Genomic DNA, 18,091 nt, shown 5'->3' on the forward strand with positions numbered 1-18,091 from the left:
CAAGCGGTGAAAAGGGGGCGGTGTGATGACGCGGCTCAGCAGGGCAGCGACAAAAGCGCCAGCAGCGCATCTTCCTCGGGCTTGGATGCGATGCGGATCGGTTGACGGACGATCCCCTGCAGCGGCTCGGCGACACGCGCCGAAAGCGCTAAAAATTCTGTTTTTCCAAAGAGATGCCGCAGGGCTGGCCGCGTTGCCAGGTCGACCAGCGCGGCACCGGCCTTGGCCGAATAGAGCAGCGCCGCCTCGACCGGATGGCTCGACAGGCGGGCGACCACGTCGGCATCGCCATAGTCGACACCTGTCGTGTCGTAGGTCTCGATCGCCTGGACATGCACGCTCGCCGCCGCCAGCCGCCGCTCGAATACCGGGAAGCGGACGCGGCCGCACAGATAAACGATTGCCTTGCCGGCAAGGCCGCCGGCGATGGCGTCGGCCAGCGCTTCGGCGTCACCCGGACCTTCCGTGACGGAGAGGAACCCCGCTGCGCGGCAGGCTTCGGCCGTCCTTTTGCCAACCGCGTGGCAAGGCAGGCTCGCAAGCGCCGCGATCAGCGCCCCGGGCGCATGCCGCACCGCATTGGCGCTGGTGACGGCGACCGCGGCGCTCTCGCCGCCGATGCTCGTCTCGACAGGCAAGCCGCTCGTCTCGGTCAATGGCAGCAGGATCGGCCGGAATCCCAAGGTTTCGAGGCGTCGTGCCGTGCGCGACGCGCCGGGCTCCGGCCTCGTCACCAGGACGCGGACCATGTCAGGCCCAGCCGTCGAAGAATTTAGCACCGGCCCTGGCGCGAACCGTCCGCGCGGCGTCCAGGCCGATCTCCGCCGCGTCCGCGGCCTCGCCTTCCAGCCGGACCTCATGCGATTCCGTGCCGTCGGGCGAGATGATCAGCCCGGCGAAGGACAGTTTCTCGCCCGAGACCGTCGCATGACCGGCGATCGGCGTGCGGCACGAGCCGTCGAGCGCGGCGAGGAAGGCGCGCTCGCAGGCCAGCGCCTGGCCGGTCGGCACGTGATGGATCGCCGCCAGCATTCTCTCGACGTCGCGGTCGCCGATGCGCGTTTCGATGCCGATCGCGCCTTGCCCCGGCGCCGGCGGGAAAGCCTCCAGCGGCATCAGGTCGGTGACGACATGTTCGAGCCCGAGCCGCTTCAGCCCGGCATAGGCGAGGATGGTGCCCTCGGCGACGCCTTCGTCCAGCTTGCGCAGCCGCGTCTGCACATTGCCGCGGAACATCACCACCTCGAAATCCGGCCGCATGCGGCGAAGCAGCGCCTGGCGGCGAAGCGACGACGATCCGACGATCGCGCCATGCGGCAGGTCGGCGATCCGTTTCACCTTCTTGCCGATGAAGGCGTCGCGGGCGTCCTCGCGCGGCAGGAACGTGGTAAGCTCCAATCCGTCGGGCAGCACGGTCGGCATGTCCTTCGAGGAATGCACGGCGATGTCGATGCGGCCATCGAGCAGCGCTTCCTCGATTTCCTTGGTGAACAGGCCCTTGCCGCCGGCTTCCGACAGCGGCCGGTCCTGGATGCGGTCGCCGCTGGTCGAGATCGGCATCACTTCGAATGCCCGCTCGGGCAGCCCATGCGACTGCATCAGCCGCGCCCGCGTCTCATGCGCCTGGGCGAGCGCCAGCGGGCTGCCGCGTGTTCCGATTTTCAAAGTTTGCATGGCGCGCGGTCCGTGATAACCCCCGAGTGAACTCGAGGTCTGCCGAGATTCAAGGTCAGGCCGCGCCGAAAATGGTGGGTTTCGAGAACCGGAGCGGAGCGTACTTTTGGGTACGTGAGCACCGGAAGCGCAGAAACCCGCCATTTGCAGGCCGGCATCACCTGAATATCGACAGACCTCCGGCGATACAATCTTTGTGGACAGCGACCAATTGATCCGCGTTCTGGGCATTGAGACGAGTTGCGACGAGACGGCGGCCAGTGTGGTGGCGCTGGACGGCGGCTCCGCGCCCGAAATCCTGTCCAACGTCGTGCTCAGCCAGATCGAGGAGCATGCGGCCTTCGGCGGTGTCGTGCCGGAGATTGCCGCGCGCGCCCATGTCGAGGCGCTGGACGGCATCATCGAGGCAGCACTTGCCGACTCGTCGGTCTCGCTCGACGAGGTCGACGCGATTGCCGCGACGGCGGGGCCGGGTCTGGTCGGTGGGCTGATCGTCGGCTTGATGACCGCCAAGGCGATCGCCGCCGCCGCCAACAAGCCGCTGATCGCCATCAACCACCTCGAAGGCCATGCGCTGACGGCGCGGCTGACCGACGGTCTCGACTTCCCCTATCTGCTGCTGCTCGTCTCCGGCGGCCACACCCAGATCGTCGCGGTGCGCGGCGTCGGCGATTACCAGCGCTGGGCGACCACCATCGACGATGCGTTGGGCGAAGCCTTCGACAAGACGGCCAAGATGCTCGGCCTGCCCTATCCCGGCGGGCCGAATGTCGAGAAGACAGCCGCCAACGGTGATCCCCGCCGCTTCGCCTTCCCGCGCCCGATGAAGGGTTCTGCGCAGCCTGATTTCTCCTTCTCGGGCCTGAAGACGGCGGTGCGGCAGGCGGCGACCGCCATCGCGCCGCTCAGCGACAAGGACGTCGCCGATATCTGCGCCTCTTTCCAGGCGGCGGTGGCCGACGCATTGGGCGACCGTGTGGCGCGCGCGCTTGCCCGCTTCCGCCAGGAATTCCCCGGCCAGGCGAAGCCGGCGCTGGTCGTCGCCGGCGGCGTCGCCGCCAACCGCACCATCAAGGCAACGCTTGAAGCGCTTTGTTCGCAAGCCGGCTTCGCCTTCGTCGCGCCGCCGCAAAAGCTCTGCACCGACAATGCGGCGATGATCGCCTGGGCCGGCATCGAGCGGCTGCGCGCCGGCATCGCCGACGAAAACACCGCCGATTTCGTGCCGCGCTCGCGCTGGCCGCTCGACAGTGTTTCGGCGCCCCTGGTCGGCTCGGGCCGGCGCGGGGCCAAGGCATGACCAAGAAAAGCACCAGCGGCTGGCGCGTCTCGGTGCTGGGCGGCGGCGCCTGGGGCACGGCGCTGGCGCTGGCCATGCTGCGCGCCGGCCATGATGTCCGGCTCTATGCGCGCGACGCCGAAACCGTGGCCGCCGTCGCCCGCGGCGAGAACCCGCGCTACCTGCCCGGCATCCGGATCGCGCCGGGCATCGCCGCCACCAGCAATATGGCCGCGGCGCTCGACGGCGCCGACTGCGTGCTCGCCGTGACGCCGGCGCAGTCGCTGCGCGCGGTCCTGGCCGATGCGCGCAACCACGTCCCCGCAGGCGTGCCGCTGGTGCTTTGCGCCAAGGGCATCGAGCGCGACACCGGCGCGCTGCTGTCGGCGATCGTCGCTGAAAGCCTGCCGGGCAATCCGGTCGCGGCACTGTCCGGTCCGAGTTTCGCCAGCGACGTCGCGCGCGGCCTGCCGACCGCTGTGGTGGTTGCCGCCCGCGATGGCGATCTTGCAGCGGAGCTCGCCGCGCGCTTCTCGGCGGAGAACCTGCGCTGCTATTCGAGCGACGACCTGATCGGCGTCGAGATCGGCGGCGCGCTGAAGAATGTCTTTGCCATTGCCGCCGGCGCCGTCACCGGCGCCGGGCTTGGGGCCAGCGCCCAGGCCGCGATGGTGACGCGCGGCTTCGTCGAATTGCGCCGCATCGGCGCCGCCTTCGGCGCCAGGCCCGAGACGCTGATGGGGCTTTCCGGCCTGGGCGACCTGTTGCTCACCTGTTCGTCATCGCAGTCGCGCAACTTCGCCTATGGCCTGGCGTTGGGCCAGGGCAAGCCGCTTGCCGGCCTGCCGCTGGCCGAAGGCGTGCCGACGGCCGGCATTGCCGCCCGAATCGCCGCCGAGCGCGGCATCGAGGCCCCGATCATCTCGGCCGTCGCCGCCATCCTCGACGGTAAGATAACCATCGGCCAAGCCGTGACCGCCCTGATGACACGCCCGCTCAAAACCGAAACCGACATCTGACCATCGGAGTTGAAAAATGCTGTTTGCGTTGATTTGCAAGGACAAGCCCGGCAGCCTGCAGCTGCGCGTCGACACGCGGCCGGCGCATGCGGCTTTCCTGGAAGGCCTGATCAGCGAAGGCAAGCTTGCCTTTGCCGGTCCCTTCCTCGACGCCGACGGCAAGCCGGACGGCAGCCTGGTGATGATCGATGCGCCGGACATGGCTGGGGCCCAAGCGCTCGCCGCCGCCGACCCCTACGCCAAGGCCGGCCTGTTCGAAAGCGTCCACATCCGTCCGTGGAACTGGGTCTTCCAGAAGCCTGCCGACGCGTGATCGTTCGCGGCTCTCGTCGCGGCGACGGCGAGAGAGTAAGCATAGACGGGAACGCCATGCGTGGCGGCAAAGCGATGGGACAAGAAATATGAACTACTGGCTGTTCAAGTCCGAACCTTCGGTCTTTTCCTTCGACGCGCTAAAGGCCAAGGGCAAGGCCGGCACGCAGTGGGACGGCGTACGCAACTACGCCGCCCGCAACAACATGAAGGCGATGCAGATCGGCGATCTCGGCTTCTTCTATCATTCCAATGAGGGGCTCGACATCGTCGGCATCGCCGAGGTCTGCGCGCTGGCCCATCCCGACACCACGACGGACGATCCGCGCTGGGAATGCGTCGACATCCGCGCTTACAAGGACGTGCCGAAGCCCGTGACGCTGGAACAGGTCAAGGCCAATCCCAAGCTCGCCGAGATGGCGCTGGTTCGGCTCGGCCGGCTTTCCGTTCAGCCGGTGACGCCGGCCGAATGGAAAGAGGTCTGCCGCATGGGCGAACTCAACCCGGCGCCGTGACGAAGCTCACGCCGAAGAGCGCGAAAAAATTCATCCTCGACAACACGGCGCTGATGGCGCCGCCGCATGTGCCGGAAGTGCTTTTGCACCTCGCCGACGAGGCGCATGATCTGTGGCTGCGCACCGAGGAAGAGCTGGCCGAGATCGGCCTGCCGCCGCCTTTCTGGGCCTTTGCCTGGGCCGGCGGCCAGGGTCTCGCCCGCTATGTGCTCGACAATCCCGGAACGGTGCGCGGCAAACTGGTGCTCGACTTCGCTTCCGGTTCCGGCCTCGTCGCCATCGCGGCGATGAAAGCCGGCGCGGCAAAGGTGATCGCCGCCGACATCGATCCGTTTTGCGAGACGGCGATCGCGCTCAACCTCGAAGCCAACGCCGTCGAAGCGCAATTCCTCGGTACGAATTGTGTCGGCTCCGACGATGGCTGGGACGTCGTGCTTGCCGGCGACGTCTTCTACGACAAGGCTTTCGCCGACAGCTTGCTGCCCTGGTTCACGTCCCTGAACGCGCGCGGCGCCGAGATCCTCGTCGGCGATCCGGGCCGCGCCTATCTCCCCAGCATCGGGTTGGAGTCGCTGGCCGTCTACCAGGTTCCGGTGACGCGCGTGTTGGAGGACGCCGAGGTCAAGCGCACGACTGTCTGGCGCCTTGCTTGACGGAATGGCCGAACAAGCGTTCCATCGCCTGTCGACTTGGAGGGGAAAGCATGGATTTTTCGGTCGTGAACTGGCTGGCGGTGATCGCCGCCGCTGTCGTGGCATGGTTGTTCGGCGCCGCCTGGTACATGGGCTTGAGCAAGCCCTGGCTGAAGGCGGCCAAGCTCGACCCCACGACCATGAAACGCTCGGCCGTTCCCTTCATCGTCAGCTTCGTCGCCGAGCTCATCATGGCGCTTGTCCTGACACTGGTGGTGGGCGCGATAACCGGCGGCGAGCCCAACCCGATCGCGGGGCTGCTGTTCGGCTTCGTGCTCTGGCTCGGCTTCATCGCCACCACGCTCACCGTCAACCACCGCTACGAGGGCTTCGGCTGGGCCCTGACACTGATCGATGCCGGCCACTGGCTGGGCGTGATGCTGATCATCGGCGCCGTCATCGGCTGGTTCGGCGCGCCAGCCGCGCCCGCGGGCTGACCATCCTACTCTATGTCGGCGTCCTCGCCGCTTCCTCGGTAAGCCATTCGCGGAAGGCGGCGATGCGCGCGTCGTCCTTCGCGGCCTCAGGGTAGACGAGGAAATAGGCGAAGTCCGGCGCGACCTTGATGCCGAGCTCGAAAGGGCGCACCAGCCGCCCTTGCGAAAGGTCGTTTGCCACCATGGCGAAATCGGCCAGCGCCACCGCGTTGCCGTCGAGCGCCGCCTGCGTGGCATCCGTCGAGGACCTGAACACCAGCGTGCGGCTGTCGTCGAAATCGTCGACGCCGGCCGCCTGCATCCACATGCTCCAGTTCGGCCATGTCACGCCCTGCCGCGACCATTCGATATGCGCAAGCGTATGGTTGAAGAGATCGCGCGGCTCCTTCAGCGGCGGACCAGAGGCAAGGAGTGCCGGGCTGCAGACCGGGATGATGATATTTTCGAACAGCCGGTGCGCGGTGAGCCCCGGATATCTGCCGGTGCCGAAGCGGATGCCGACATCGACGTCGTCAAGGTCGAAATCCCGTACATCGTAGGTGATGTCGAAACGCAGCTCGACGCCCGGCTTCTGCTTGCGGAAATCGTCGACCCGCCGCATCAGCCATTTCGTCGCGAATTGGGCGTCGAGCGTCACCTTCAGCAGTGCCGTGCCGCGCGTCATCTTGCGGGCGCGGCTGACGGCGCGGTTCAGCAGGTCGAGCGCATCGACCGAGGCCTCCAGAAGCACGTTGCCTGCCTCGGTCAGCCGGATGGTGCGGCTGGTGCGCGTGAACAGCACCAGATCGAGCTGATCCTCGATTTCCTTGATCTGATGGCTGACCGCCGCCGGGGTCAGGCCGAGCTCGTCGGCGGCGCGGGTGAAGTTGAGATGCCTGGCGGCCGCTTCGAACGTCCGCAGCGCACGCGTTCCGGGCAGCAGCTTGGACATGAGACCTCCAAATAAAACTTGATGATCGAAAAAGAACTACTCGTTTCTCGTTTGTTTTTCAATCCGGCATGATGGCTTCATCGAAACACTATCAAACCGGATTTGATATCCGGAGAACACGGATAGAGCCATGACTGAGATCGCCCTGAAGTCCTGCACCTCCCTGGAACGCCCTTCCGGCCTCACCCTTTGGCTGCGTTCGGCACGCGATTGGCTGCGCCAGGCCCGGGTCGCCGCCCGACTGCCCCACGAGTCGGTCGAAGACCTCCCCAGCAGCCAGTTGCGCGACATCGGCGCCGGGCGCCGGGATGTGGCAAAGGCGATGGACCGGGAGCTTCGCGAGATCGGCCTGCTCGGCACGGGCTGGCAGAAACGGGGAAAGAGGCAGTAGGGATTAGGCAGTAGGCAATAGAAGGAGAGCGGTCTTATGTAGCAAAAGCACCAAGCCCCGACGACGGGAGGGGACCGTGAGCTAGGCGGCGCGCCATGTGGGCGCGAGCGGCGTTGGCCGCATTAGCCGTTCTGGGTTGGTGCCACCCCGCGACGGCGGAAGGTGTAGGCCGGGATGTTTTCCAGATGGAACATCTGCCCATGGGTCGAGTAGCGATAAATGAAGCCTATTTGATCGGTGATCCCGTAGACGCTGGTATAGGTGATCTCGCCATAGAGATACATGTGGAAGGGTTCACGCCCCTGGATGTGAATTTCGGACAAGAAAAGCTCTTTCAAAATTTTGTTTGTGATCAAGCCGCCGCGATCAAACGCCACTGGGTTAAAGGCATCATCGGGTCCGATTACTCGTTCGATGTTATTGATTTCTCCGGGATGATAATGCGGGGTTGGCGGCAAGACACAGAGACGAAGACTTGCGCGAATCTCGTTTATGATCGCCGGAGTTCGACCAAAGTTTTTGATCGAGTAAGCCGCCTCCGGCGTCGGTCGTTGATTGTCTGGCAAGTCGGCCCATTCATGTTTTATGGGAACCAGCGGTTTGGTGGCGGTGATGAACAGATGCGGGCGCTCTATGTCGAGCAAGGCCCTTTCAGCAATGTCAGCGCTGCGCTTGGCCTGTTCGACGGCTTTCGTATTGGCGCTGAGAGTGCGCCAGATGAAGAAAATACCGATGGCGGTGAACACGAGGCCGCCCCACGCAGCCCAATGCATTCCTTTGGTGTCTTCAGCGACCGATTGCTGGGCTGCGAGATCACACCAATCAGGCTGGGCTTTCTGGCTGTTGTCGGCTGGCTGGGCTTCTGGCTTGCCGGCAGAGGAATGGATATTGGCAGCCGCAAAGGGGCTGTCTGGATATTGTTGGGCGCAGCGCTGTGCGTAATAGGAACTTTGATGTTTGCTGGTCGTGTATGACTGCCCCAGCGCGCCAAAGAGCAATAGGCCGATGATCGTGGCTATCCATCCAAACGTAATGTAGTCGTGCCCACCGCCGTCATGCATTGAAGTAAAAACGCCGCCGTGAATTTGCCCCTAGAGAGCTTATTCCGCACGTTCACTTCCTTCTCGTCAACGCCAATCGCATTCAGCCTTTCAACGAGCTGGCCGTAGGTCATGCCTTTGCGCTTCAATTCGGCTTTCAGGAGGTTAGCCGCTAGGGCTTCGTAGTCGGTCTTTTCTCCCATGCCCCGGATTTTATGGGAACCCGCTCTTTAGGTCGTGCGGGAAGTTGGTGCGTTTGCTACATAAGGCCGAAGGAGAGCCCTACTGCCTACTGCCTACTGCCTACTGCCTACTGCCTACTGCCTACTGCCTATCTAACTACCCGCACCACCGTCCTGTCCGACAGCAACGGAAGCAGCCTTGCCATGGTCCGCGCCGTCACCGCCACGCAGCCTTGCGTCGGCGTGAAGCCCGGCCGGGCCAGATGGACGAAGATCGCGCTGCCGCGGCCGCGCCGGCGTGGCGCGATGTTCCAGTCGAGCACCAGGCAGACATCGTAGAGCCGGTCGTCGCGCCGCATCCGCTCATGGCTCGCGCCATAGGGGATCTTCACCGACCGGTTGTAATTGCGGTCGTCCGGCACCTCGCACCAGCCGAGATCCGGACCGATCGGCGCCATCGGCAGCCTCGTCCTGCGCCCGCCCGCGAAATGATCGCCTCGAAAATAGCCTGACAGGATGCGCATCGACGCCAACGGCGTCGCGCCGTCCCCTTCATGCTTGTTGGCGGTGATGCCGCCGCGCCCCAAAGCGCACGGAAACACCGTTTTGCCGGCCTGCAGGAACCCTTGCGCCGGATTGCCGGGCCGTGCGCGCACGACCAAAACACGCAAGGCTTTCGGCAAAAATGCGGCCGCCTCATTGCGCGCGCGTTTTTTCTTGTATGATTGTCTCACGGAACAAATCACTGTGATCGGCTGTTGCGCCGGTGAGCTTCCGCATAAATGGGGGGAGGTCAACTGAATATTCTTTTTAAAACAACGGATTGATCCATGACATCACGCACCATCCTGATCGTCGATGATGACGACGACCTGCGCGCCACCCTGGTCGAGCAACTGGCGCTCTACGAAGAATTCGACGTCCAGCAGGAATCGACCGCCGCAAAAGGCGTTGCCGCGGCGCGCGGCGGCGTCGTCGACCTGCTCATCATGGATGTCGGCCTGCCCGACATGGATGGTCGCGAGGCGGTGAAAATCCTGCGCAAGGGCGGCTACAAGGCGCCGATCATCATGCTGACCGGCCATGACACCGATTCCGACACGATTCTGGGTCTCGAGGCCGGCGCCAACGATTATGTGACCAAGCCTTTCCGCTTCGCCGTGCTGTTAGCCCGCATCCGCGCCCAGCTTCGCCAGCATGAGCAGAGCGAGGACGCGACCTTCTCGGTAGGCCCCTATACGTTCAAGCCCAGCCAGAAGCTGCTGATCGATCCGCGCGGCGCCAAGGTGCGGCTGACCGAGAAGGAAGCCTCGATCATCAAGTATCTCTACCGCGCCGACCAGAAGGTGGTGACGCGCGACGTGCTGTTGGAAGAGGTCTGGGGCTACAATTCCGGCGTCACCACGCACACACTGGAGACCCATGTCTACCGGTTGCGCCAGAAGATCGAGCGCGATCCTTCCAATGCCGAAATTCTTGTGACAGAAAGCGGCGGCTACAAGCTGGTTCCTTAAACATTCATGATCTAGAGCAATTCCAGGAAAAGTGTGAGGCGGTTTTCCGTCCGGAATTGCGCCGAAACAAACGGAATGAGCGGTCGGGGCGGGACCGCTTCGGGTGCGATCCTGGTGCTGGAGGGTGATGGATCGGCTCGTTGCACGCATCGCACGATGCACGGTGGAGCGTTTCTCGCGCGCCCAGGAGGGCGCGCCGCTCCAAAGGAGGGACTGGACTGACCGCTCGGGGACACAGCTAGGATGGCGCTGGATGACGACATCCAAATCCTGTCCAGCGTGAAGCTTTTCCAGGGCTTCACGCAGGAACAGCTGCGCCTGCTCGCCTTCGGCGCCGAGACCACCGTGCTCCAGGCCGACCATAAGCTCTACCGCGAGGACGACGTCGCTGACTCTGCCTACATTGTAGTCAGCGGCTTGATCGCACTCTATCGGGAGCTGGGCGGTGAACGCGTCCCGATCGGTACGGCAGGCCCGGGCACCATGCTGAGCGAACTGGCGCTGATCGCCGACACCAACCGGCTGACCAGCGCCTCCGCTGCGGTCGATTCGGAAGTGATCCGGCTGAGCCGCAAGATGTTCCGCCGCATCCTGGAGGAGTATCCGGACCTCGCCGTGCAACTGCACGCGCGCATCCTGGAGGAATTTCAGCAGATGATTGCCCGCATCGAGGAATTGGCGCCGCGGTTTACGGGTTAGCGGTAGGCGTCGGCCAGAGAGCGCCTTCGTCATTCTAGGGTCTGCGCGCGTCGCTTCGCTCCTTGCTCCGCCCTAGAATGACGACCGCAAAGGCAGGCGCCCCTCCCGCCGTCCCACGCTAATCCAGGTCGAACCGCGCGATGACCGGCACATGATCGGACGGCTTCTCCCAGCCGCGCGCCGCTTGCAGGATCTCGTAGCCGGTGAAGCTCGGCACCAGATTGGCTGACGACCACACGTGATCGAGCCTGCGCCCCCTGTTGGAGGCTTCCCAGTCCTTCGCGCGGTAGCTCCACCAGGTGTAGAGTTTCTGCTCGGCGGGCACGTTGAGCCGCATCAGGTCGACCCAACCGCCGGCCTCGCGCATCGCCTCGAAATTTGTCGTCTCGACCGGCGTATGGCTGACGACGTTGAGCAATTGCTTGTGCGACCAGACGTCATGCTCCTGCGGCGCGATGTTCAGGTCGCCGACCAGGATCGACGCGGATAGCTCGTCCTGGCTCGCCGGCATGCCGTTCATCTCATGGACGAAATCGAGCTTGTGCCGGAATTTGCGGTTGATCTCCGGGTCCGGCTCGTCGCCGCCGGCCGGCACGTAGAAGTTGTGCACCAGCACCGACTTGCCGCCCGCCTGCACCCTGACCGACAGATGCCGGCTGTCGTCGATCTCGCAGAACCGCCGCTTCTCGACCAGCTCGATCGGACGGCGGGCGACGGTGGCGACGCCGTGATAGCCTTTCTGGCCGTGGAACAGGATGTGCTCGTAGCCCGCCTTGCGGAAGGCTTTTTCCGGGAACAGTTCGTCGGGAACCTTGGTCTCCTGCAGGCACAGCACGTCGGGCGCGTGCTCTTTCAGGAGCCGCTCGACAATCGGCATGCGCAGGCGCACGGAGTTGATGTTCCAGGTGGCGATGGTGAAGGGCATGCGGCGGAGTCCAGGACGGCGAAAGTCGCCGCACTAGTGCCAGCCAAGCGCGGCAAAAACAAGCTAAGCGACAACGGCTAAGGTCAGCGCTGCCCCTCTTTGCTCTGCCGGGCATCTCTCCTCGTAGACGGGGAGAAAGAGCTTATCTGGTTTTCGTATTCAGCTCGCGGTTCGCGGTATAGTCGATGGCAAACGTGTCCGGCGGGAAGCTGACGCCTTCCTTGGTGTTGAAGATCATCACCGTGGTGTCCTTGCCTTGAGCATCGGTGATCGTCCACTGGCGCAAATCATAGGTCTTCGGGTCGAACATCATGGTGATCATCGCATTGCCGAAGACCGACTTGTCGGAAAGCTTGATGGTGGTCAGGTCGTCCTCTTCCTTGATGGCCTTGACGCGCCCGCCGGAGAGATCGATCCGGTCGTCGAGCAGCAGCTTCAGCGGCGTCTTCGACAGCGGATAGAGGTCGGAGGTGTTGAGCTTCTTGTTGAGGATCACCACCGACTTGCCGTCGGAGATGACGCGGAAGTTCGAGGATCCGTCATAGTTGAAGCGGATCTTGCCCGGGCGTTCGAGGAAGAACTTGCCGCCGGTCTGCTCGCCTTTCGGGCCGAACTGGACGAACTCGCCGCTCATCGACTTCACCGAGGAGAAATGGTCGGCGATCTTCTGCGCCGCCGGCGGCACGGCGGCCTGCGCCGCGGCCACGAGCTGGTAGCCCGGCACGAGGTTGAGAGCGGCGACTCCGCCAAGCATCAGGCCGAGGCCGAGGACCTGGCGGCGGGTGATGGCGAATTCTGTCTGGGTCTTCATGCCGGTCGCTTCCTGTGATTCGTGTTGCCGCAGTTTCTGCACTCCCACTAGGGCTTAAGTTTGGCGGGTGCGCGACAGATCCGCCGGATATGCGCGGGCGACAGCCCATCGCACAAACGCGCAAGGTGATTTCAAGTTGCTTGCCGACCCGTTTCGGCGTCTCGCCGGGCCAGGGTTTGTCGAGATTCAGGTCAGGCCGAGACGAAAATGGTGACTTCCGAGAACCGGCCTACGCCGACCGTAGCCTTCATAGAGCGGAGACACTTATGAGAGCTTCGGCCGGCGAAGGCCGGAGCGGAGCGTATTTTCGTACATGAGCACCGGAAGCGCAGGAAGCCGCCATTTGCAGGCCGGCCTCACCTGAATATCGACAAACCCTAGAACTTGTCCTCTTCGGTTGGCACCAGTATTTCGCGTTTGCCGGCATGGTTGGCCGCGCCGACAATGCCTTCCTTCTCCATCTTCTCGATGATCGAGGCGGCGCGGTTGTAGCCGATGCCGAGCCTGCGCTGGATGTAGCTGGTCGAGGCCTTGCCGTCGCGCAGCACCACCGCCACGGCCTGGTCGTAAGGATCGTCGGAATCCTCGAAATTGCCGCCGCCACCGCCGCCGGAGCCGCCCTTGCCCGACGGACCGTCCTCGTCGTCTTCCTCGTCATCCTCGGTGATGGCGTCGAGATACTCCGGCACGCCCTGCAGCTTCAGATGCCCGACGACCTTCTCGACCTCGTCGTCCGACACGAACGGGCCGTGCACGCGCTGGATGCGGCCGCCGCCGGCCATGTAGAGCATGTCGCCCATGCCGAGCAGCTGCTCGGCGCCCTGCTCGCCAAGGATGGTGCGGCTGTCGATCTTCGACGTCACCTGGAAGGAGATGCGGGTCGGGAAATTGGCCTTGATGGTGCCGGTGATGACGTCGACCGACGGGCGCTGCGTTGCCATGATGACATGGATGCCGGCGGCGCGCGCCATCTGCGCCAGGCGCTGCACCGCGCCTTCGATGTCTTTGCCGGCCACCATCATCAGGTCGGCCATCTCGTCGATGATGACCACGATGTAAGGCATCGGCTCGAGATCGAGATCCTCGGTCTCGTAGATCGCCTCGCCGGTCTGGCGGTCGAAGCCGGTCTGCACCGTGCGCGAGATCTTCTCGCCCTTCTTCTCGGCCTGTTGGACGCGCGCGTTGAAGCCGTCGATGTTGCGCACGCCGACCTTGGACATCTTGCGATAGCGGTCCTCCATCTCGCGCACCGTCCATTTCAGCGCGACGACAGCCTTCTTGGGATCGGTGACGACCGGCGTAAGCAGATGCGGGATGCCGTCATAGACCGAGAGTTCGAGCATCTTCGGGTCGATCATGATCAGCCGGCATTCCTGCGGCGTCAGCCTGTAGAGCAGTGAAAGGATCATGGTGTTGATGGCGACCGACTTGCCCGAGCCGGTGGTGCCGGCGACCAGCACGTGCGGCATTTTGGCGATGTCGACGATGACCGCCTCGCCATTGATGGTCTTGCCCAGCGCCAGCGCGAGCTTCGCCTTGGTCGTCTCGAAATCGCGGCTGGCCATGATCTCTCTGAGATAGACCGTCTCGCGCTTGGCGTTGGGCAGCTCGATGCCGATGGCGTTGCGGCCGGGCACGACGGCGACGCGGCAGGCGATCGCGCTCATCGAGCGGGCGATATCGTCGGAAAGGCCGATGACGCGCGAGGACTTTATGCCGGGCGCCGGCTCCAGCTCGTAGAGCGTGACGACGGGACCGGGGCGGACATGGATGATCTCGCCCTTGACGCCGAAATCCTCCAGCACGCCTTCGAGCAGGCGCGCGTTCTGCTCCAGCGCGTCCTTCGACAGGCTTGGATCCTTGGCGACGTTCTTCGGCTCGGACAGGAAATGCAGCGACGGCATTTCGAACATGTCGGAACCGATCAGCGAGGTCTGCGCCTCGCGCTGGACGCGCGCGCCCGGCACCGGTCGCGCCGCCGGCGCGGCGACGCGGGTGGCGGCATCGGAGCGGAAATTCTGCACCTTGGCGCCTGCGCCGCGCCGCTGGGCGGGCACTTCGTCGTCGAAATCGTCGAGGTAGACGTCTTCGTCCTGTTCGTCGTCGAAGATATCCTGGTCGGCCGGATCGACTGAAACGCTTCGGTCATTGACCATGGCGGCGAAGAATTCCGGCTCGACGCGGGCGCGGCCGCCGGGGCTCATGCGGGCTTCGGCGAACTCGGCCGATTCAACCCGCTCGGCGGCGCGCCGCCAGGCGCTGGCCTTGGGCTCCATCGGCGGTTCGAATTCGTCGCGCTCCCGCCTGCGGCGCTCGGCGCGGCGATGCAGGAAGGCGCGGAACGACAGCCACCAATGGGTGATGGCGCCGAGCGCCAGTATTCCTTCGTCGCCCTCGTCCTCATCCTCGTCGAACAGCATCTCGTCCTGCTCGCGCGGATCGGGCCGGGCGGCGCGCTCCATGACGGCAAAGCCGTTCTTGCGCGTGATCAGCGCCGAGCCATAGGCGAACAGCCACAACATCGGCGCTGCGAGGATGACCGCTATGATGCTGGCGAACAGACCTTTCGGATAACCGCCGACCGCGATGCCCGGGATTTTCAGCACCATGTCGCCGAACACGCCGCCGAGCCCGGTGGGCAGCGGCCAGGTGTTGGGCGGCGTCACGCAGCCGGCGATGGCCGCGGCGAGAAGCGCGAAGCCGAACCACGCGAAGCCGCGCTTCGGCAATTTGTCGACGCCGCGCGCGGAAAACAGAAGGAAACCCCAGATCACCGCCGGCACCAGCCCGGCGACGGCGGCAAGGCCGAAGAACTGCATGGCGAGGTCGGAGAACACCGCGCCGGCATAGCCCATGGCATTGGTGACGACATTGCTGGTGGCGTGCGAGAAGCTCGGGTCGGCGACGTTCCATGTGGCCAAGGCCGCGATGCCGAAGGCGGTGAACAGGAACAGCCCGGCGCCGACCAGCCGCCCGACCTGGCGCCGCGCGAATGCCTGGATGCCGTGCCCCGTATCGGTCAGCGCGAGCGGTGCTGAGGCGCCTGAACGCATGCTCTTCCCCGTGATCGTTGCCTGGCCGGGCGCATGGCGCATTCCGGCAGATTCGAACGCCAGACTATCGGGGGGAAGGTTAAGGCCGCATTAACCATGGCCCTTTACCGGGCCTCGGCTCGAACAAAGATGGCAGGCCTCGCGGCCCGCCACCCTGTGTCCTGAAACGACGAAGCGATCGGGCCCTAACGGACCCGACCTGCCGCAAATCACCTGTTGCCGGCGTAGGTTACCAGATTGCCGCAGAACTCGGCGTGAGGCTTGCTCATCGCCGCGTCCTGGCATTCCTTCATCATCATGTCCTGCTTGTCCTTGGGCATCGCCGCCCAGGCTGCTTTGAAGTCGGCCTCGGACTTCATCGTCTTCATGCTGGAATCGGTGAAGAACGGGGCCATGTTGGCCGGCTCATCGAGAGCACCGGCAAGTGCAACGCCGCTGATCATCGAAAGAGCCATTGCTCCCAGGTAGATGTTCTTGAAGTTCATCGGTTGGTTCCTTCCCTCTTGTTTGGCAGGCGCCTGGATGACGCTCGCTTTCCCATTACGGAATCTGGAGGGTCGATGTTTCACATGGGCTCGATCAAGTGAATGTGATCGAAGCTTCGCCCGGCAGGCGTCGAACAAAAAAGAGGCCCGGAAGGTTGTTCCGGGCCTCAAGGCGTGAGCCCCTTTGGGGAGCGTCACGACGGGATCTTGGGAGGAATTCGGGCCGGCGGGAGGAGGATCCGCCGGCCCCTGAGGAAGACGGCCTTACGGCACCACTTCGCCGTGCTGGGTGACGTCGAGGCCTTCCACCTCTTCCTGGGTCGACGGACGCAGGCCGACCAGGGCCTTGACGATGTAGAGGATCACGAAGGTGGCGATCGCCGTCCACAGGATGGTGAAGACGATGCCGTAGAGCTGCTTGCCCACCGAAGCGTCCTTGCCAAGGGCGTTGATGGCCGGATCGGCCAGCGCGCCGGTGAGCAGGGCGCCGACGATACCGCCGATGCCATGCACGCCGAAGGCATCGAGCGAGTCGTCATAGCCGAGCGCATGCTTGAGCTTGACCGCCGAGAGGTAGCAGACCACGCCGGCGATGATGCCGACGATGAAGGCGCCCGTCGGGTTGACGAAGCCGGAAGCCGGCGTCACCGCGACGAGGCCGGCGACGGCGCCCGAGATGATGCCCAGAACCGAAGGCTTCTTGGCGACGATCCATTCGGCGAACATCCAGGCCAGCGCCGCGGCGGCGGTGGCGACCTGCGTGTTCATCATGGCAGCACCCGCGAGGCCGTCTGCGGCGAGTTCCGAACCGGCGTTGAAGCCGAACCAGCCGACCCACAGCAGCGAGGCGCCGATGACGGAATAGACCAGGTTGTGCGGCGCCATGTTGGTGGTGCCGTAGCCTTCGCGCTTTCCGAGAACCAGCGCGCAGACCAGGCCCGCGACACCGGCGTTGATGTGGACGACCGTGCCGCCGGCGAAGTCGAGCACGCCGGCCGCGCCAAGGAAGCCGCCGCCCCACACCCAGTGCGCGATCGGCGCATAGACGAAGACCAGCCACAAGCCCATGAAGATAAGCAGCGCCGAGAATTTCATACGCTCGGCGAAGGCGCCGGCGATCAGCGCCGGCGTGATGATGGCGAAGGTCATCTGGAACATCGAGAAGACGAACTCGGGGATGTTCGAGACACCCGGCAGCCAAAGCGTCGAGACGGTGATGCCGTGGTGGAAGAACCGCGAGAAGCCGCCGATATAAGCATTCAAGCTGGCGGATTCATTGGTCGTGAAGGCCAGCGAATAGCCGAACATGAACCACAGCACGGTCACCAGGCAGGTGATGGCGAAGCTCTGCATGATGGTGGCGAGCACGTTCTTCTTACGCACCATGCCGCCGTAGAACAGCGCCAGGCCCGGGATGGTCATCATCAGCACCAGCGCCGTCGAGGTGAGCATCCAGGCGGTGTTGCCGGTGTCGAGCGCCGGTGCCGGCGCGGCAGGCGCCGCGGCGGTGGCTGCCGGGGCGGCTTCCTGCGCGATGGCGGCGACGGTGCTCATGGCCACGAGCGCGAGCGAAGCGGCCGCGCGTCCCGTCGTCTTCAAGGTGGAAGGAATATTCATTGAACTCTCCGTTGGAATGGATGGTCGCCGCTTAGAGCGCGTCGGTGTCTGTTTCGCCGGTGCGGATGCGTACCGCCTGGTCGATGCCGAAGACGAAGATCTTGCCGTCGCCGATCTGACCGGTCTTGGCGGCCGCGGTGATGGCTTCGACGGCCTTGTCGACCATGTCGGCGCCGACGGCGACCTCGATCTTGATCTTGGGCAGAAAGCTGACTGCGTATTCCGCGCCGCGATAGATTTCCGTATGCCCCTTCTGACGCCCGTAGCCTTTGACCTCGGTGACGGTCAGGCCCTGGATGCCGACGGCGGTGAGCGCTTCGCGCACCTCGTCGAGCTTGAACGGCTTGATGATTGCCATCACGATTTTCATAAGGTTTCACCCTTTGCTGTTGCGGTCCCCCGCGTTTGCACACCTTCACCGATCCCGAGGAGAGCCGGAGAGTGTCCCATAGGATTCAAGCTCCGTGCCAGTTGCCGAAGCAGGGCGCTAACCTGTTGTAAAAAAACAGAATGGG

At 64.3% G+C, this 18,091-nt stretch carries 21 protein-coding genes; 9 read left to right on the forward strand and 12 right to left on the reverse strand.

Annotation, left to right across the window (positions count from 1 at the left end):
* Window positions 1-35: 35 nt before the first annotated feature.
* Both FJW07_RS17680 and hemC read right to left on the reverse strand, forming a co-directional pair.
* Window positions 36-749, reverse strand: a complete 714-nt coding sequence (locus FJW07_RS17680; protein ID WP_140857884.1) for a uroporphyrinogen-III synthase — start codon at window positions 747-749, stop codon at window positions 36-38.
* A 1-nt stretch (window position 750) separates the two neighbouring features.
* Window positions 751-1,674 carry a hydroxymethylbilane synthase gene (gene hemC / locus FJW07_RS17685; protein WP_140857885.1) on the reverse strand — a complete coding sequence of 308 codons (924 nt, stop codon included), beginning with the start codon at window positions 1,672-1,674 and terminating at the stop codon, window positions 751-753.
* A 214-nt stretch (window positions 1,675-1,888) separates the two neighbouring features.
* On the opposite strand from hemC, the gene tsaD reads away from it, so the two are divergent.
* From tsaD to FJW07_RS17715, 6 genes are all read left to right on the forward strand, one after another.
* Window positions 1,889-2,974 carry a tRNA (adenosine(37)-N6)-threonylcarbamoyltransferase complex transferase subunit TsaD gene (gene tsaD, locus FJW07_RS17690; protein WP_181182675.1) on the forward strand — a complete coding sequence of 362 codons (1,086 nt, stop codon included), beginning with the start codon at window positions 1,889-1,891 and terminating at the stop codon, window positions 2,972-2,974.
* Window positions 2,971-3,972 carry an NAD(P)H-dependent glycerol-3-phosphate dehydrogenase gene (locus FJW07_RS17695; protein WP_140857887.1) on the forward strand — a complete coding sequence of 334 codons (1,002 nt, stop codon included), beginning with the start codon at window positions 2,971-2,973 and terminating at the stop codon, window positions 3,970-3,972. The genes tsaD and FJW07_RS17695 overlap by 4 nt, the downstream gene beginning before the upstream one ends.
* 16 nt (window positions 3,973-3,988) lie before the next feature.
* Entirely contained in the window at window positions 3,989-4,285 is a 297-nt protein-coding gene (locus tag FJW07_RS17700; protein ID WP_140646069.1) for a YciI-like protein, read from the forward strand.
* A gap of 88 nt (window positions 4,286-4,373) precedes the next feature.
* Complete coding sequence (locus FJW07_RS17705; protein WP_140857888.1) at window positions 4,374-4,799, forward strand: EVE domain-containing protein; 426 nt, start codon at window positions 4,374-4,376, stop codon at window positions 4,797-4,799.
* Window positions 4,754-5,452, forward strand: coding sequence for a methyltransferase (locus tag FJW07_RS17710; RefSeq protein WP_181182667.1), 699 nt, complete (start codon window positions 4,754-4,756; stop codon window positions 5,450-5,452). Before FJW07_RS17705 ends, FJW07_RS17710 begins: the two co-directional genes overlap by 46 nt.
* Window positions 5,453-5,502: 50 nt before the next feature.
* Window positions 5,503-5,928, forward strand: coding sequence for a DUF1761 domain-containing protein (locus tag FJW07_RS17715; protein ID WP_140857890.1), 426 nt, complete (start codon window positions 5,503-5,505; stop codon window positions 5,926-5,928).
* Between the two features lie 10 nt (window positions 5,929-5,938).
* On the opposite strand, the gene gcvA is transcribed toward FJW07_RS17715, so the two are convergent.
* Window positions 5,939-6,859 (reverse strand): transcriptional regulator GcvA, encoded by a 921-nt coding sequence (gcvA, locus tag FJW07_RS17720; protein WP_140857892.1) that lies wholly within the window; start codon window positions 6,857-6,859, stop codon window positions 5,939-5,941.
* Window positions 6,860-6,989: 130 nt separating this feature from the next.
* Here gcvA and FJW07_RS17725 point away from each other — a divergent pair, with 130 nt between their 5' ends.
* The gene (locus FJW07_RS17725) at window positions 6,990-7,250 is read left to right on the forward strand and encodes a hypothetical protein (protein WP_140857894.1); all 261 of its coding nucleotides are present in this window, start codon (window positions 6,990-6,992) and stop codon (window positions 7,248-7,250) included.
* A gap of 122 nt (window positions 7,251-7,372) precedes the next feature.
* Here FJW07_RS17725 and FJW07_RS17730 read toward each other — a convergent pair whose 3' ends face one another.
* The 3 genes from FJW07_RS17730 to FJW07_RS17740 form a co-directional block, all read right to left on the reverse strand.
* Entirely contained in the window at window positions 7,373-8,311 is a 939-nt protein-coding gene (locus FJW07_RS17730; RefSeq protein ID WP_140857896.1) for a hypothetical protein, read from the reverse strand.
* The gene (locus FJW07_RS17735) at window positions 8,266-8,493 is read right to left on the reverse strand and encodes a DUF6471 domain-containing protein (RefSeq protein WP_140857897.1); all 228 of its coding nucleotides are present in this window, start codon (window positions 8,491-8,493) and stop codon (window positions 8,266-8,268) included. Before FJW07_RS17735 ends, FJW07_RS17730 begins: the two co-directional genes overlap by 46 nt.
* Window positions 8,494-8,621: 128 nt before the next feature.
* Window positions 8,622-9,218, reverse strand: a complete 597-nt coding sequence (locus FJW07_RS17740; protein ID WP_140857899.1) for a L,D-transpeptidase — start codon at window positions 9,216-9,218, stop codon at window positions 8,622-8,624.
* 84 nt (window positions 9,219-9,302) lie between these two features.
* On the opposite strand from FJW07_RS17740, the gene FJW07_RS17745 reads away from it, so the two are divergent.
* Window positions 9,303-9,986, forward strand: coding sequence for a response regulator transcription factor (locus FJW07_RS17745; RefSeq protein WP_040991447.1), 684 nt, complete (start codon window positions 9,303-9,305; stop codon window positions 9,984-9,986).
* Window positions 9,987-10,229: 243 nt separating this feature from the next.
* The gene (locus tag FJW07_RS17755) at window positions 10,230-10,685 is read left to right on the forward strand and encodes a cyclic nucleotide-binding domain-containing protein (protein ID WP_140646062.1); all 456 of its coding nucleotides are present in this window, start codon (window positions 10,230-10,232) and stop codon (window positions 10,683-10,685) included.
* A gap of 118 nt (window positions 10,686-10,803) precedes the next feature.
* Here FJW07_RS17755 and xth read toward each other — a convergent pair whose 3' ends face one another.
* From xth to FJW07_RS17785, 6 genes are all read right to left on the reverse strand, one after another.
* On the reverse strand, window positions 10,804-11,610 hold the full coding sequence (gene xth / locus FJW07_RS17760) for an exodeoxyribonuclease III (RefSeq protein ID WP_140707126.1): 807 nt from the start codon (window positions 11,608-11,610) through the stop codon (window positions 10,804-10,806).
* A 142-nt stretch (window positions 11,611-11,752) separates the two neighbouring features.
* The gene (locus FJW07_RS17765; RefSeq protein ID WP_140832545.1) at window positions 11,753-12,421 is read right to left on the reverse strand and encodes an outer membrane lipoprotein carrier protein LolA; all 669 of its coding nucleotides are present in this window, start codon (window positions 12,419-12,421) and stop codon (window positions 11,753-11,755) included.
* 377 nt (window positions 12,422-12,798) lie between these two features.
* Window positions 12,799-15,474 (reverse strand): DNA translocase FtsK, encoded by a 2,676-nt coding sequence (locus tag FJW07_RS17770; RefSeq protein ID WP_140857901.1) that lies wholly within the window; start codon window positions 15,472-15,474, stop codon window positions 12,799-12,801.
* A 209-nt stretch (window positions 15,475-15,683) separates the two neighbouring features.
* Window positions 15,684-15,959, reverse strand: coding sequence for a hypothetical protein (locus FJW07_RS17775; RefSeq protein WP_140857902.1), 276 nt, complete (start codon window positions 15,957-15,959; stop codon window positions 15,684-15,686).
* Between the two features lie 264 nt (window positions 15,960-16,223).
* Entirely contained in the window at window positions 16,224-17,513 is a 1,290-nt protein-coding gene (locus FJW07_RS17780) for an ammonium transporter (protein WP_281405341.1), read from the reverse strand.
* Window positions 17,514-17,607: 94 nt separating this feature from the next.
* Window positions 17,608-17,946 carry a P-II family nitrogen regulator gene (locus FJW07_RS17785; RefSeq protein WP_006327120.1) on the reverse strand — a complete coding sequence of 113 codons (339 nt, stop codon included), beginning with the start codon at window positions 17,944-17,946 and terminating at the stop codon, window positions 17,608-17,610.
* Window positions 17,947-18,091: the final 145 nt, after the last annotated feature.

Source organism: Mesorhizobium sp. B3-1-9 (assembly GCF_006439595.1).
Classification (GTDB): Bacteria; Pseudomonadota; Alphaproteobacteria; order Rhizobiales; family Rhizobiaceae; genus Mesorhizobium.

Excerpts from the sequence above, each read along its gene's own strand:
- FJW07_RS17680 (WP_140857884.1), bottom strand. The coding sequence starts at position 749 with ATGGTCCGCGTCCTGGTGACGAGGCCGGAGCCCGGCGCGTCGCGCACG.
- hemC (WP_140857885.1), bottom strand. The coding sequence starts at position 1,674 with ATGCAAACTTTGAAAATCGGAACACGCGGCAGCCCGCTGGCGCTCGCC.
- FJW07_RS17695 (WP_140857887.1), top strand. The coding sequence starts at position 2,971 with ATGACCAAGAAAAGCACCAGCGGCTGGCGCGTCTCGGTGCTGGGCGGC.
- FJW07_RS17700 (WP_140646069.1), top strand. The coding sequence starts at position 3,989 with ATGCTGTTTGCGTTGATTTGCAAGGACAAGCCCGGCAGCCTGCAGCTG.
- FJW07_RS17705 (WP_140857888.1), top strand. The coding sequence starts at position 4,374 with ATGAACTACTGGCTGTTCAAGTCCGAACCTTCGGTCTTTTCCTTCGAC.
- FJW07_RS17710 (WP_181182667.1), top strand. The coding sequence starts at position 4,754 with ATGGAAAGAGGTCTGCCGCATGGGCGAACTCAACCCGGCGCCGTGACG.
- FJW07_RS17715 (WP_140857890.1), top strand. The coding sequence starts at position 5,503 with ATGGATTTTTCGGTCGTGAACTGGCTGGCGGTGATCGCCGCCGCTGTC.
- gcvA (WP_140857892.1), bottom strand. The coding sequence starts at position 6,859 with ATGTCCAAGCTGCTGCCCGGAACGCGTGCGCTGCGGACGTTCGAAGCG.
- FJW07_RS17725 (WP_140857894.1), top strand. The coding sequence starts at position 6,990 with ATGACTGAGATCGCCCTGAAGTCCTGCACCTCCCTGGAACGCCCTTCC.
- FJW07_RS17730 (WP_140857896.1), bottom strand. The coding sequence starts at position 8,311 with ATGCATGACGGCGGTGGGCACGACTACATTACGTTTGGATGGATAGCC.
- FJW07_RS17735 (WP_140857897.1), bottom strand. The coding sequence starts at position 8,493 with ATGGGAGAAAAGACCGACTACGAAGCCCTAGCGGCTAACCTCCTGAAA.
- FJW07_RS17745 (WP_040991447.1), top strand. The coding sequence starts at position 9,303 with ATGACATCACGCACCATCCTGATCGTCGATGATGACGACGACCTGCGC.
- FJW07_RS17755 (WP_140646062.1), top strand. The coding sequence starts at position 10,230 with ATGGCGCTGGATGACGACATCCAAATCCTGTCCAGCGTGAAGCTTTTC.
- xth (WP_140707126.1), bottom strand. The coding sequence starts at position 11,610 with ATGCCCTTCACCATCGCCACCTGGAACATCAACTCCGTGCGCCTGCGC.
- FJW07_RS17765 (WP_140832545.1), bottom strand. The coding sequence starts at position 12,421 with ATGAAGACCCAGACAGAATTCGCCATCACCCGCCGCCAGGTCCTCGGC.
- FJW07_RS17770 (WP_140857901.1), bottom strand. The coding sequence starts at position 15,474 with ATGCGTTCAGGCGCCTCAGCACCGCTCGCGCTGACCGATACGGGGCAC.
- FJW07_RS17775 (WP_140857902.1), bottom strand. The coding sequence starts at position 15,959 with ATGAACTTCAAGAACATCTACCTGGGAGCAATGGCTCTTTCGATGATC.
- FJW07_RS17780 (WP_281405341.1), bottom strand. The coding sequence starts at position 17,513 with ATGAGCACCGTCGCCGCCATCGCGCAGGAAGCCGCCCCGGCAGCCACC.
- FJW07_RS17785 (WP_006327120.1), bottom strand. The coding sequence starts at position 17,946 with ATGAAAATCGTGATGGCAATCATCAAGCCGTTCAAGCTCGACGAGGTG.